The organism is Rhodococcus sp. Z6_132, from assembly GCF_058133635.1.
Genome location: NZ_JBYUNP010000003.1, coordinates 195256 through 208726 on the forward strand (window position 1 = coordinate 195256; position 13471 = coordinate 208726).

Below are 13471 nucleotides of genomic sequence, written 5' to 3' on the forward strand. Positions count from 1 at the left end.
GAGGTGTGTGTCACGATGTGTCCAAGTTGGAAGTACGACGTGTAGTCACAATGGTGGTGGGGGAGATGTCCGCATGACTCAACGGGGGGAGACCGCCGACGTATCTCCGTCGGCGGCGGACGGTCAGCGGGCGCTGGGGAACGCCCTGATCGACCGGGCCCGGAGCGTGGCCGAGACGGTGGCCGCCACCGTGACCATCGAGCGACGCCCGGACGGGGTTGCCGCCGACGTGGTCAGCCGGCTCATCATGGTGCCGTGCGTGCTGGCCACCGAGCTCATCGGCCGCTACCTCGCCACCGGTGAGGGGGCGACGCCGAGCGAGTCCCGCGCGCTGGCCGACAGCGGCGGGCCGTCGGCCACCGACAACTTCGGCCTGGCCGACATCACGCGGTGCTACCTGGCCTGGCGCGACGTCACCATCAGCGTGGCCCGCGAGGAGGGTGCGCGGCTGGGCGTGGACGACGAGCTGCTGCGGCAGGTGTACCGGATCGTCCGGCAGAGCTGCGACGCCAGCCTGGTGCACATGGTCCGGGAGTTCGACGTCAAGCGCTACGACCTGCAGGACCGCCTCGCCGCCGAGCGGGCCAAGCTGGCGCACCTGGCGATGCACGACCCGCTGACCGGGCTGGCCAACCGGGCGCTGCTGCTGGACCGGCTGACCCACGCGCTGGTGAGCCCGGCTCGCCGGGCGCGGCAGGTGGGGGTGCTGTTCCTGGACCTCGACGACTTCAAGGCGGTCAACGACCGCTTCGGCCACCAGACCGGTGACGCCCTGCTGGTGGCCATCGCCGAGCGCCTGTCCGAGGTGCTCCGCCCCTCCGACACCGTGGCCCGCCTCGGCGGCGACGAGTTCATCATCCTGTGCGAGGACCTCTCCGCGGGGGAGGAGGAGCTCGACCGGCTGGTGGACCGGGTGCAGCAGGCCTGTGCGGACGCCTCCGCGCGGGTGGGGCTCAGCTCGGAGATCAGCGTGAGCGTGGGGTGCGCGGTGGCGGGCACCGGCAACGACCCGGAGCAGGTGCTGGCCGCGGCCGACGCGGCGATGTACGCCAACAAGCACCGCGCCCGGCTGGGCTGAGGCCCGCGGGGCGGCTAGCCCTGCCGGTGCCGGGCGGAAGCGCCACGGCGGGTGCGCTTCTGGGCGTACATCGCGGCGTCGGCGTCCCGCACGGCGCCGACGAGGCCGCCGCCGATGGTGTACGAAGCGTGCCCGCAGGAGCCCGCCGCGCCGCACTCGTCCAGCGTGGCCTGCAGGCGCTGCACCAGGGCGACCGCCCGCTCGGAGCCCACGCCGTCCAGCAGCACCCCGAACTCGTCCCCGCCGAGGCGGGCCACCACGTCGGTGGGGCGGACGGCGGCGGTGAGCGTCCGCGCGGCCAGCTGCAGGTACGCATCCCCAGCGTCGTGGCCCTGGCTGTCGTTGACCACCTTGAGGTCGTCCAGGTCCACCACCACCACCGTGCAGGCATCGCCGAAGCGCCGGTAGCGGTCCTCCTCCATGGTCAGCACCCGGTCCCAGCCGCGCCGGTTGAGCAGCCCCGTCAGCGCGTCGGTCTCCGCGGCGAGCTCGGCGCGCTCCAGGTCGCGCTCGATGGCGGTGTGCTCCAGGTCGGCCTCCAGCACCGTGCCCAGCAGGCCGGTGAGCAGGCGCAGCAACGGGTGGTGGTCGGTGAGCTCGGCGCCCCGCGGTGCGGGGTCCAGGCCGCACAAGGTGCCGTAGAGCTCACCGTTGCCGCGGTAGATGGGTACCCCGATGTAGGCGCCGATGGCCACGGTCTCGCGCACCGCGGCGGTGCGGTAGATCTCCACCTGCTCCACGTCCGGGGCCACCTCCGGCGCGTCACCGGCAACGGCGTGCTGGCACAACGACTCTGACCACGCCACCGAGTCGCCGACCGCGGTGCCGTAGTCGGGGGCGTCCACCTCCAGGTAGACCTGGCGCTCGCCGTCGTAGCGGGTGACCGACCAGAAGCCCATCGGGATGGTCGCCTGCAGGTAGGCCACCACCGCGTGGCTCGCCTCGTCGAAGCGCATGTTCGCGGAGAGGGCGGGAAGCACGACGCCCGCCCTGCTCGTCGGGGGACGTGCAGGGCGGGCGGTCATGGGGCTCAGTGTCGAGGACGAGCGAGGATCTTCACAACCTCGCTGGTCAGCGCTGCGGCTGGGTGGTCGGCGTCACCGGGGAGGGCAGAGCGGTCTCGCCCTCCAGGAAGGTGTCCACCGCAGCCGCGCACGCGCGACCCTCGGCGATGGCCCACACGATCAGCGACTGACCGCGGCCCATGTCACCGGCCACGAACACCCCGTCGACCGTGCTGGCCCACTGCGTGCTGCGAGCGACGTTGCCGCGCTCGGTGAGCTCCACGCCCAGGTCCTCGATCAGCGGGGTCTTCTCCGGACCGGTGAAGCCCATGGCCAGCAGCACCATGTCGCAGTCCAGCGTGAAGTCGCTGTTCTCGACCTTGGTGAACCTGCCGTCCACCATCACCACCTCGTGCGCGCGCAGGCCGGTGAGCTTGCCGTCCTGGCCGATGAACTCCTCGGTGTTGACGGCGTACACCCGCTCGCCGCCCTCCTCGTGGGCCGAGGAGGTGCGGAAGATCAGCGGGTAGGTCGGCCACGGCGTGCTGACGTCGCGCTGTGCCGACGGCTTGGCCATGATCTCGAACTGGTGCACCGTCTCCGCGCCCTGGCGCAGCGCAGTTCCCAGGCAGTCCGCGCCGGTGTCACCGCCACCGATCACCACGACCTTCTTCTTCCAGGCCGAGACGGGGGAGACCTCGAGGTCGCCCTGCTGCACCCGGTTGGCCGGGGGCAGGTACTCCATCGCCTGGTAGATGCCCTCGAGCTCACGACCGGGGATGGGCAGGTCGCGCCACTGGGTGGCTCCGCCGGCCAGCACCACTGCGTCGAAGTCCTCGCGGAGCTGCTCGACCGTGATGTCCACCCCGACGTTGACGCTGGTGCGGAACTGGGTGCCCTCCGCGGTCATCTGCTCCAGGCGCCGGTCGATGTGGCGCTTCTCCATCTTGAACTCGGGGATGCCGTAGCGCAGCAGGCCGCCGATGCGGTCGGCCCGCTCGAACACCGTCACCGTGTGCCCGGCCCGGGTCAGCTGCTGGGCCGCGGCGAGGCCGGCCGGCCCGGAGCCGACGACGGCCACCGACTTGGCGGTCAGCTTGGTCGGCCGGATCGGCTTGACCCAACCCTCGTCGAAGGCGCGGTCGATGATCTCGACCTCCACCTGCTTGATGGTGACCGGGTCGTCGTTGATGCCCAGCACGCAGGCGGCCTCGCACGGCGCCGGGCACAGCCGCCCGGTGAACTCCGGGAAGTTGTTGGTGGCGTGCAGGCGGACGTTGGCCTCGGACCACTCGTCCTTGTAGATCAGGTCGTTCCAGTCCGGAATCAGGTTGCCCAGCGGACAACCGTTGTGGCAGAACGGGATTCCGCAATCCATGCACCGGCTGGCCTGGGTGCGGAGCCGGTCGTCCTGGAACTCCTCGTACACCTCTTTCCAGTCCAGCAGGCGGAGCTCGACCGGCCGCCGGGTGGGGAGCTCCCGCTCGTGCTTCAGGAAACCGCGCACGTCACCCACGAGCGGCCGCCATGATTGCCTCGTCCACGTTGCTTCCATCCTTCTGTGCAGTCTCGATCGCCAGCAGCACCCGCTTGTACTCGCGGGGCATGACCTTGACGAAGTGTCCGACCTGGTTGGGCCAGTCGGCCAGGATCCGGGTGGCGACGTCGGAGTCGGTGCAGGAGCGATGCTCCTCGATGATCTCGCGCAGCCACTCGCTGTCCGCGCCGACCTCCTCCAGGTCCACCATCTCGCGGTTGAGGTCGGCGGGGAAGACGCCCTCGGGGTCGTAGACGTAGGCCTCGCCGCCGGACATGCCGGCACCGAAGTTGCGCCCGGTCTCACCGAGGATGACCACCTTGCCGCCGGTCATGTACTCGCAGCCGTGGTCACCCACGCCCTCGACCACCGCGGTGGCGCCGGAGTTGCGCACCGCGAACCGCTCACCCACCAGTCCGCGGACGAACGCCTTGCCGTTGGTGGCGCCGTAGAGCAGCACGTTGCCGGCGATGGTGTTGTCCTCGGCCACGTAGCCCTTGGCCGAGTTGAGCGGCGGACGCACCACGACGTGCCCGCCGGAGAGACCCTTGCCGACGAAGTCGTTGGCGTCGCCGAAGAGCCGCAGGGTGATGCCGCGGGGCAGGAACGCCCCCATGCTCACCCCGGCGGAGCCGGTGAGGGTGATGTCGATGGTGCCGTCGGGCAGCCCCGCGCCGCCGTAGAGCTTGGTCACCTCGTGCCCCAGCATGGTGCCCACGGTGCGGTTGACGTTGTTGATCTCCGTGGAGATCTGCACCGGGGTGCCGTGGTTGAGGGCCTCCTGGCTCTCCGCGATCAGCCGCTGGTCCAGCGCCTTGTCCAGCGCGTGGTCCTGGGTGCCCGTGCAGTGCAGGTCCTGGTTCATGAAGGCCGACTCCGGCTGGTGCAGGATCGGCGTCAGGTCCAGCTTGGCGGCCTTGTAGTGGTCGATCGCCCCGGTGGTGTCCAGCATCTCGACGTGGCCAACGGCCTCCTCGATGCTGCGGAAGCCGAGCTCGGCGAGCAGCTCGCGGACCTCCTCGGCGATGTAGGTGAAGAAGTTGACCACGAACTCGGGCTTGCCGTTGAACTTCTCGCGCAGCAGCGGGTTCTGCGTGGCCACGCCCACCGGGCAGGTGTCGAGGTGGCAGACCCGCATCATGATGCAGCCGGAGACCACCAGGGGGGCGGTGGCGAAGCCGAACTCCTCCGCGCCCAGCAGGGCGGCGACCACCACGTCGCGGCCTGTCTTGAGCTGGCCGTCCACCTGCACCACGATGCGGTCCCGCAGGCCGTTGAGCAGCAGCGTCTGCTGCGTCTCGGCCAGGCCCAGCTCCCACGGGGTGCCGGCGTGCTTGAGCGAGGTCAGCGGGGTGGCGCCGGTGCCACCGTCGTGGCCGGAGATGAGCACCACGTCAGCGTGCGCCTTGGACACCCCGGCGGCGACCGTGCCCACGCCGATCTCCGAGACCAGCTTCACGTGCACCCGTGCGGACGGGTTCGCGTTCTTCAGGTCGTGGATCAGCTGGGCCAGGTCCTCGATCGAGTAGATGTCGTGGTGCGGCGGCGGGCTGATGAGCCCGACGCCAGGCGTGGAGTGCCGAGTCTTGGCGACCCACGGGTACACCTTGTGCGCGGGCAGCTGGCCACCCTCGCCGGGCTTGGCGCCCTGGGCCATCTTGATCTGGATGTCGTCGGCGTTGGTCAGGTACTCCGAGGTGACCCCGAAGCGGCCCGACGCCACCTGCTTGATGGCCGAGCGGCGCAGGTCGCCGTTGGCGTCGGCGGTGAACCGCGCGACGTCCTCGCCACCCTCACCGGTGTTGGACTTGCCGCCGAGGCGGTTCATCGCGATGGCGAGGGTCTCGTGCGCCTCGGCGGAGATGGAGCCGTAGCTCATCGCGCCGGTGGAGAAGCGCTTGACGATCTCGCTGGCCGGCTCCACCTCGTCGATGGAGATGGGCTCGCGCTCGTCGGTGCGCAGCCGGAACAGCCCACGCAGCGACGCCAGCTGCTCCGCCTGGTCGTTCACCAGCGCGGTGTACTCCTTGAAGACGTCGTAGCGCCCGGCGCGGGTGGAGTGCTGGAGCTTGAACACCGTGTCCGGGTTGAACAGGTGGTACTCGCCCTCGCGGCGCCACTTGTACTCGCCACCCACCTCGAGCTCGCGGTAGGCGCGCTCCTCGGGACGGTCCGGGAAGGCGTTGCGGTGGCGCACGGCGATGTCCGCGGCGATCTCGTCCAGGCCGATGCCGCCGAGGCGGCTGGTGATGCCGGTGAAGTACTCCCCGACCAGCTCCTCCGACAGCCCGATGGCCTCGAAGACCTGGGCGCCGGTGTAGGAGGCGAGGGTGGAGATGCCCATCTTGGACATCACCTTGAGCACGCCCTTGCCCGCGGCCTTGACGTAGTTCTGGATCAGCTGGTCCAGCGTCAGGTCGTTGTCGCGCAGCCGGCCCCGGTCGAGCAGGTCCTCGAGGGTCTCGAAGGCCATGTAGGGGTTGATCACCGCGGCGCCGAACCCGATGAGCAGGGCCATGTGGTGCACCTCGCGGGCGTCACCGGCCTCCACGATCAGGCCCACCTTGGTGCGGCTGCGCTCGCGCACCAGGTGGAAGTGCACCGTGGCGGTGAGCAGCAGGGAGGGGATCGGCGCCAGCTCGGCGGAGGAGTTGCGGTCGCTGAGCACGATCAGCGCGGCGCCGTCGGCGATGGCCGCGGAGACCTGGCGGCGGATGTCGTCCAGCGCCGCAGCCAGGCCGGGGCCGCCATCGGCCACCGGGTACAGCCCGGAGATGACGGCCGAGCGGAAGCGCGGCTGGTCCCCGTCGTCGTTGGCGTGGATCAGCTTGGCCAGGTCGTCGTTGTCCACGATCGGCTGCGGCAGGATGATGTGCCGGCACGAGTCCGGGGTGGGGTCGAGCAGGTCGCCCTCGGGCCCGATGGTGTTGCCCAGGCTGGTCACCAGCTCCTCGCGGATGGCGTCCAGCGGCGGGTTGGTCACCTGGGCGAACAGCTGCGAGAAGTAGTCGAACAGCAGCCGCGGACGCTTGGACAGCACGGCGATGGGGGTGTCGGTGCCCATCGACCCGATCGCCTCGGCGCCGGTGGTGGCCATCGGGGCCAGCAGCAGCTCCAGCTCCTCGGCGGTGTAGCCGAACATCTGCTGCCGGCGCAGCACCGACTCGTGGGAGTTGCGCACGTGCGGGCGGGCGGGCAGGTCGGCCAGCTTGACCACGCCCTGCGCCAGCCACTCGCCGTAGGGGTGCTCGGCAGCGAGCTCGGACTTGAGCTCCTTGTCGCTGACGATGCGGCCCTGGGCGGTGTCGACCAGCAGCATGCGGCCGGGCTTGAGGCGGATCTTGCGGACCACGGTCTCCGGGTCGATGTCCAGGACGCCGACCTCGGAGGCCATCACCACCAGGCCGTCCTCGGTCACCCACACCCGGGAGGGGCGCAGGCCGTTGCGGTCGAGCACCGCGCCGACCACGGTGCCGTCGGTGAACGCCACCGAGGCGGGTCCGTCCCAGGGCTCCATGAGCGCGGCGTGGTAGCGGTAGAAGTCCCGCTTGGCGGGGTCCATGGTGGCGTGCTTCTCCCACGCCTCCGGGATCATCATCAGCACGGCGTGCGGCAGGCTGCGCCCGCCCAGGTGCAGCAGCTCCAGCACCTCGTCGAAGCGTGCGGTGTCGGAGGCACCCGGCGTGCAGATGGGGAACAGGCGCTCGAGGTCACCGAACTTGTCGGTGTTGATCAGCGCCTCGCGGGCCCGCATCCAGTTCTCGTTGCCGTTGACGGTGTTGATCTCACCGTTGTGGGCGACGAGCCGGTACGGGTGCGCCAGCGGCCAGGAGGGGAACGTGTTGGTGGAGAACCGGGAGTGCACCAGCGCGAGCGCGCTGTCCATCCGGTCGTCCTGCAGGTCGAGGTAGAACTCGCGCAGCTGCGGGGTGGTGAGCATGCCCTTGTAGACGAACGTGCGTCCGGACAGGCTGGGGAAGTAGGCGGTCTCCCGACCCTGGCCCCGGCCGGGCCCCTCGGTGCCCAGCTCGCGGGCCACCCGCTTGCGCACCACGAAGCACTTGCGCTCGAGGTCCATGCCGGTAACAGCGCCATCCTCGGCCGCGATGAACAGCTGACGGAACGTCGGCATCGCGTCGCGGGCGAGAGCCCCCAGGGAGGACTGATCCACCGGAACCTCGCGCCAGCCCAGGACCTTGAGTCCCTCGCTGACCACCACCTGCTCGATCTGCTCGGCGGCGGCGACGGCCTCGCTGGCGGCCTGCGGCAGGAACACGATGCCGGTGGCGTAGCTGCCCGGCTCGGGCAGCTCGAAGTCGCAGACGGCACGGAAGAACGTGTCGGGAACCTGGATGAGGATGCCGGCGCCGTCGCCGCTGTTCTGCTCGGCACCGGCAGCACCACGGTGGTCGAGGTTGATCAGTGCGGCGATGCCCTTGTCGACGATGTCTCTGCTACGACGGCCGTGCATGTCCACGACGAAGGCGACACCACAGGCGTCGTGCTCGTTGGCGGGGTCGTACAGGCCTTGCCGGCCAGGCAGTTCACTCATTGGTCGCTTTCAGCAGCGGGGAACACGGAGATTGCACCACTCGGGACGACACTGGCCCGATGGATCACGATACCTGACGCTGCACAGTCCGGGCGGCCCTCGGGCCGCGCTCTGGTGGCTGACCGGTGCGGCTCGTGAACAGACCGGTCAGCAAATAATCGAATCGGGTTTTGCCCGAAGGGGAACGTTAGGTCATGGGAGCCCTTCCGCGCCAAGTCAGAACGACGGGCAGTGACTCCCACCACTCACCGCGTCACTCGCTGTCGTGCAACCGGCCGGCGGTCAGCTGCCAGCGGCGGGTGCTGCGCACGGTGGTGAGCATCCGGCGGTCGTGGGTCACCAGCAGCAGGGTCCCGGCGTAGTCCTGCAGCGCCTGCTCCAGCTGCTCGATGGCCGGCAGGTCGAGGTGGTTGGTGGGCTCGTCGAGCACCAGCAGGTTCACCCCGCGGGCCTGCAGCAGCGCCAGCCCGGCGCGGGTCCGCTCACCGGGGGACAGCGACGCGGCGCTGCGGCCCACGTGGGCCCCGCGCAGCCCGAACTTGGCCAGCAGGGTGCGCACCTCGGCGTCGGGCAGCTCGGGGACCGCCTCGCCGAACGCGCGGGCCAGGCTCTGCTCGCCCAGGAAGGCTCGCCGAGCCTGGTCCACCTCGCCCAGCTGCACGCCGCTGCCCAGGTGGGCGGTGCCCGAGGTGGGCTGCAGCCGGCCCAGCAGCAGTCCCAGCAGGGTGGACTTGCCGGAGCCGTTGGCGCCGGTGAGCACGATGCGGTCGCCGACGTCCACCTGCACGGTGACCGGACCCAGGGTGAAGTCGCCGCGCTGCACCACAGCACTGTCCAGCGCGGCCACCACCGAGCCGCCGCGCGGGGCGGCGGCGATGGACATCCGCAGCTCCCACTCCTTGCGCGGCTCCACCACCTCCTCCAGCCGCTCGATGCGCCGCTCGGTCTGGCGGGCCTTGGCCGCCTGCTTCTCGCTGGCGTCGGCCTTGAACTTGCGGCTCTGCTTGTCGGAGTCGTTGGCCGACTTCTTGGCCTTGCCCACCCCGGCCTTCATCCAGCCGCGCTGCATGCGGGCCCGGTCCTCCAGGCCCGAGCGGGTGTCGGCGTAGTCGTCGTAGGCCTCGCGGGCGTGCCTGCGGGCGGTCTCGCGCTCGGTCCGGTAGGCCTCGTACCCGCCGGAGTACTGGCCCACCTGCTGCTGGGCGAGGTCCAGCTCCACCACCCGGTTGACGGTGCGGGCCAGGAACTCGCGGTCGTGGCTGACGATCACCGCGGGGGTGCTGAGCTGGCTGACGAAGCGCTCCAGGCGGGCCAGCCCGTCCAGGTCCAGGTCGTTGGTCGGCTCGTCCAGCAGCAGCACGTCGTAGCGCGACAGCAGCAGCGAGGCCAGCCCGGCACGCCCGGCCTGCCCGCCGGAGAGAGTGGTCATCGGGGCGCTCAGGTCGGCGCCCAGCCCGAGGTCGGCGACCACCGCCTGGGCGCGCTCGGGCAGGTCCGCCCCACCCAGGGCTAGCCAGCGCTCCAGCAGCGCGGAGTAGTCCTCGCCGCCGCCGGTGGCCATCTCCTCCGCCGCGGCGTCCATCAGCCGCTCAGCCTCGGTGACGCCGGTGCGGCGGCCCAGGAAGTCCAGCACCGTCTCGCCGGGCACCCGGTCGGGCTCCTGCGGCAGGTAGCCGACGGTGGCGTCGGGCGGGCTCAGTGCCACGGTGCCCTCGGCGGGGCGGTCCAGGCCGGCGAGGATGCGCAGCAGGGTGGACTTGCCGGCCCCGTTGGCGCCCACCAGGCCGACCACGTCGCCCGGGGCCACCACCAGGTCGACGTCGGAGAACAGGGTCCGCTCCCCGTGGGCGGCGGCGAGGGCGGTGGTCTGCAGCGTTGCGCTCATGGTGGGGCCTGACAGTACTGGCGGGCCGAACCCGCCCTGGCGGCTGCCGGGGTGCGCGGGAGGGAGGTGGGCGGGGAAGATGCGGGCATGGCTGACACTCCCCGGCAGATTGCGGACCGCTACCTGGACGGGGTGGCTCGGCTGAGCCCCACGGTGTCCACCGAGCTGGGGCTGCCCTACGGCACCGGCGAGCTGGACGACTTCTCCCCGGCCGGCACCGCCGCGCAGCTGCAGCTGGTGCGGGCCACCCTCGACGCGCTGGCCGACGCTGACGCGACCGACCCGGTGGAGGCGCGCTGCGCCACGCTGCTGCGCGAGCGGCTGGAGGCCGAGCTGGCCCAGATCGAGCACGGCGAGGACCTGCGGGCCATCCGCAACCTGTTCTCCCCGATGCACTCGGTGCGGGAGATCTTCACGATGATGCCCACCGAGACCGAGGCGGACTGGGAACAGGTGCGCCTGCGCCTCACCGCGGTGCCGCGCGCCTACGCCGGGTACACCGAGTCGCTGCGGGAGGGGGTGCGGCAGGGGCTGCTCGCGGGGCCGCGGCAGGTGAGCACCGCCATCGACCAGCTCACCGCCTGGCTGGACAGCCGCTACTGGGCCGAGCTGGTCGCCCCGGCACCGGAGTCGATGGCGGCAGGGCTGGCCGCCGCGGCCGACGAGGCCACCGGAGCGTGCGTGGCGCTGCGGGAGTTCCTGCGCGACACCTACGCGCCGGTCGCCGCGGTGGAGCCGGACACCGTGGGCCCGGAGCGCTACGCCCGGTGTGCGCGGTACTGGACCGGCTCCGACGTGGACCTGCAGGAGGCCTACGCCTGGGCGTGGGAGGAGTTCGCCCGCATCGACACCGACCTCCGTGCGGAGGCCCAGCGGGTGCGGGCCGGCGCCACCCCGGCCGAGGCGATGGCCCTGCTGGCCAGCGAGGGCGAGGCGGTGGAGGGCGTGGAGCAGGTGCGCCAGCGGCTGCAGGCGATGATGGACACCGCCGTGGCCGAGCTGGACGGCACCCACTTCGACCTGGCCGAGCCGGTGCAGAAGGTGGAGGCGATGATCGCCCCCGCCGGGGGCGCCGCCGCGCCGTACTACACGCCGCCGTCGCTGGACTTCTCCCGCCCGGGCCGCACCTGGCTGCCCACCATGGGCCAGCAGCGCTTCCCGCTGTGGGACCTGGTGAGCACCTGGTACCACGAGGGTGTGCCCGGCCACCACCTGCAGCTGGCGCAGTGGATCCTGGTGGCCCCACAGCTGAGCAAGTACCAGACCACCCTGGGCATGGTCAGCGCCAACGCGGAGGGCTGGGCGCTGTACGCGGAGCGGCTGATGGACGAGCTGGGCTACCTGCGCACCCCGGGCGAGCGCATCGGCTACCTCGACGCCCAGCAGATGCGGGCGGTGCGGGTGATCATCGACATCGGCATGCACTGCCAGCTGAGCATCCCCGACGACGCCGACTTCCATCCCGGCGAGCAGTGGACCCCGGAGCTGGGCCGGGAGTTCTTCGGGCTGCACTGCGGGCGCAGCGCGGAGTTCGCCGACTCCGAGCTGATCCGCTACCTCGGGATGCCCGGCCAGGCCATCAGCTACAAGCTGGGGGAGCGGGCCTGGCTGCGGGGCAGGGAGCTGGCCCGCGCCGAGCAGGGGGACGGCTTCGACCTCAAGCGTTGGCACATGGCCGCGCTGTCCATGGGCTCGCTGGGCCTGGACGACCTGGTGGACGCGCTGCGCACGGCCGGGGCACCGGCATGAGCCCGCGCGAGCTGGACCTGCAGGGCGCGGTCAACGTCCGCGACCTGGGCGGGCTGCCCACCGCTGACGGTCGGACGGTGCGCAGCGGGCGGCTGCTGCGCTCCGACAGCCTCTCGGAGCTGACCGAGTCCGACGTCCGCACCCTGGTGGACGAGCTGCAGCTGGAGCTGATCATCGACCTGCGCGCGGCCGCGGAGGTGGAGCGCGACGGGCGGGGCCCGCTGGCCCAGCGGCCGGTGCGCTTTGCCAACCTGCCGCTGCAGGGCCAGCACCAGGTGCGCCTGGACCTGGCCGCCGACGCCGGGCAGGACGGTGACCTGGCGGCGCACTACGCCAGCTACCTGGAGCACAGCGGCCCGAACCTGGTGGCTGCTGCGCGCCTGCTGGGCCAGACCCGCACGGCCTCGGTGGTGCACTGCGCGGCCGGCAAGGACCGCACCGGCATCCTCGTGGCCCTGGTGCTGCAGGCCCTCGGCGTGGCCGCGGAGGAGGTGGTGGCCGACTACGCCGCCACCGCCGCGAACATGCCGCGGGTGCGAGAGCGGCTGTTCCGCAGCCCCAGCGCCCAGCTCCGCGAGACCTTCACGGTGCCCGACTGGATCCTGGCCGCGGAGCCGGACACCATGCGCCGCTTCCTGACCCACCTCGACGGGTGGGGTGGGGCGGCGGCCTACCTTGCTGACCAGGGGTTTTCCCACGCGGAGCTGGTCGCTCTGCGTGACAACCTGCTCACCTGAGCAGTGGTGGCCGAGTCCGGCTCGCGCAGTCATCATCGAAGGGGAACACCGGACTGACCACGGCAGAGGGAGCGCCCCATGTGCAACATCGGTATGGAGATCCGGGAAGTCGAGTTCGAGCCGCTGGAGCCGGCGGTGGAGGCTCCGGTGTCCATCCCTGAGTCGGCGGAGGCTCCGGCGGACGCCGACCAGCAGCCGGCGCGGCAAGGGCCAGGCAGGACCCGGTGAGCACGGCGCGGGGCGGTTTCGTCGGCCCCGCCGCGCTGGTGCCCGGCGAGCTGCGGGGCTACCGGCAGTTCCGGCTGGAGGGCGACGGGCTCTACCCGCTGGTGCAGGCCGCGCTCGGTCCGTGGAGCGGGGGCGTGCAGCAGGCGGTGTGCGGCAACGGCGCCGAGCACGGCGCGCCGGACAGGGACTGCAGCTGCGGGCTCTACGGCTGGTACCACCCGGACAGCGCCACCGGGTTCGTGGACGAGGTGAGCGCGGTGGTCGCGGTGCGGGGCCGCAGCATCCTCGGGGAGCAGGGCTTCCGGGCGGCGGCCGCGCGCATCGAGGCCGTGGCGCTGCCGTGGTCGATGTGGGCCCGGCCGGGCGCTGCGCGGCGGGCCCGGCGGATGCTCGCCACCCGCTACCCCCACGCCAAGCGCTACACCTCGCGCCGCAAGATGGTGCGCGACCACCCCCCGTCCGACCTGCGGGAGCTGGGCATCGACCCCACTCCCGGGGTGGCGCGCCGGCACATGCGGGCCGCCCTGTGCGTGTGGGTGGTGGCGCTGGTGGGCTTCTACTCCGCCGCTCTGCTGCTGCCCCAGGGCCCGCCCGCGCACTGGGGCTGGATCGCCGTCGTCATCGGTCTGGTGACGGCCCAGGTGGGTGCGGTGCCGCTGGTGGCCCGGCTGATCGGCGACCAGAAGGGTTCGGGCTGAGCG

Annotated in this window: 9 protein-coding genes; 5 read left to right on the forward strand and 4 right to left on the reverse strand. The window is 71.7% G+C overall.

Features of this window, described 5'->3' with window-relative positions; genetic code table 11:
* Positions 1 to 73 precede the first annotated feature (73 nt).
* Positions 74 to 1078: a diguanylate cyclase domain-containing protein gene (locus tag AC3YO9_RS14075; RefSeq protein WP_489983607.1), complete on the forward strand. Its 1005-nt coding sequence runs from the start codon at positions 74 to 76 to the stop codon at positions 1076 to 1078.
* A 14-nt stretch (positions 1079 to 1092) separates the two neighbouring features.
* On the opposite strand, the gene AC3YO9_RS14080 is transcribed toward AC3YO9_RS14075, so the two are convergent.
* The 4 genes from AC3YO9_RS14080 to AC3YO9_RS14095 form a co-directional block, all read right to left on the reverse strand.
* The gene (locus AC3YO9_RS14080; protein WP_489983608.1) at positions 1093 to 2103 is read right to left on the reverse strand and encodes a sensor domain-containing diguanylate cyclase; all 1011 of its coding nucleotides are present in this window, start codon (positions 2101 to 2103) and stop codon (positions 1093 to 1095) included.
* A gap of 46 nt (positions 2104 to 2149) precedes the next feature.
* On the reverse strand, positions 2150 to 3598 hold the full coding sequence (locus AC3YO9_RS14085) for a glutamate synthase subunit beta (protein ID WP_127782047.1): 1449 nt from the start codon (positions 3596 to 3598) through the stop codon (positions 2150 to 2152).
* On the reverse strand, positions 3591 to 8171 hold the full coding sequence (gene gltB, locus AC3YO9_RS14090) for a glutamate synthase large subunit (RefSeq protein WP_489983609.1): 4581 nt from the start codon (positions 8169 to 8171) through the stop codon (positions 3591 to 3593). Before gltB ends, AC3YO9_RS14085 begins: the two co-directional genes overlap by 8 nt.
* 253 nt (positions 8172 to 8424) lie before the next feature.
* Positions 8425 to 10056, reverse strand: coding sequence for an ABC-F family ATP-binding cassette domain-containing protein (locus tag AC3YO9_RS14095; protein ID WP_489983610.1), 1632 nt, complete (start codon positions 10054 to 10056; stop codon positions 8425 to 8427).
* 87 nt (positions 10057 to 10143) lie between these two features.
* Here AC3YO9_RS14095 and AC3YO9_RS14100 point away from each other — a divergent pair, with 87 nt between their 5' ends.
* From AC3YO9_RS14100 to AC3YO9_RS14115, 4 genes are all read left to right on the forward strand, one after another.
* Complete coding sequence (locus AC3YO9_RS14100) at positions 10144 to 11805, forward strand: DUF885 domain-containing protein (RefSeq protein WP_489983611.1); 1662 nt, start codon at positions 10144 to 10146, stop codon at positions 11803 to 11805.
* The gene (locus tag AC3YO9_RS14105) at positions 11802 to 12542 is read left to right on the forward strand and encodes a tyrosine-protein phosphatase (RefSeq protein WP_127782051.1); all 741 of its coding nucleotides are present in this window, start codon (positions 11802 to 11804) and stop codon (positions 12540 to 12542) included. Before AC3YO9_RS14100 ends, AC3YO9_RS14105 begins: the two co-directional genes overlap by 4 nt.
* Before the next feature lie 78 nt (positions 12543 to 12620).
* Entirely contained in the window at positions 12621 to 12770 is a 150-nt protein-coding gene (locus AC3YO9_RS14110) for a hypothetical protein (RefSeq protein ID WP_489983612.1), read from the forward strand.
* Entirely contained in the window at positions 12767 to 13468 is a 702-nt protein-coding gene (locus AC3YO9_RS14115) for a hypothetical protein (RefSeq protein WP_127782052.1), read from the forward strand. Before AC3YO9_RS14110 ends, AC3YO9_RS14115 begins: the two co-directional genes overlap by 4 nt.
* Positions 13469 to 13471: the final 3 nt, after the last annotated feature.

Coding starts and splice junctions, on each gene's coding strand:
- AC3YO9_RS14075 (WP_489983607.1), top strand. CDS start 74: ATGACTCAACGGGGGGAGACCGCCGACGTATCTCCGTCGGCGGCGGAC.
- AC3YO9_RS14080 (WP_489983608.1), bottom strand. CDS start 2,103: ATGACCGCCCGCCCTGCACGTCCCCCGACGAGCAGGGCGGGCGTCGTG.
- gltB (WP_489983609.1), bottom strand. CDS start 8,171: ATGAGTGAACTGCCTGGCCGGCAAGGCCTGTACGACCCCGCCAACGAG.
- AC3YO9_RS14095 (WP_489983610.1), bottom strand. CDS start 10,056: ATGAGCGCAACGCTGCAGACCACCGCCCTCGCCGCCGCCCACGGGGAG.
- AC3YO9_RS14100 (WP_489983611.1), top strand. CDS start 10,144: ATGGCTGACACTCCCCGGCAGATTGCGGACCGCTACCTGGACGGGGTG.
- AC3YO9_RS14105 (WP_127782051.1), top strand. CDS start 11,802: ATGAGCCCGCGCGAGCTGGACCTGCAGGGCGCGGTCAACGTCCGCGAC.
- AC3YO9_RS14110 (WP_489983612.1), top strand. CDS start 12,621: ATGTGCAACATCGGTATGGAGATCCGGGAAGTCGAGTTCGAGCCGCTG.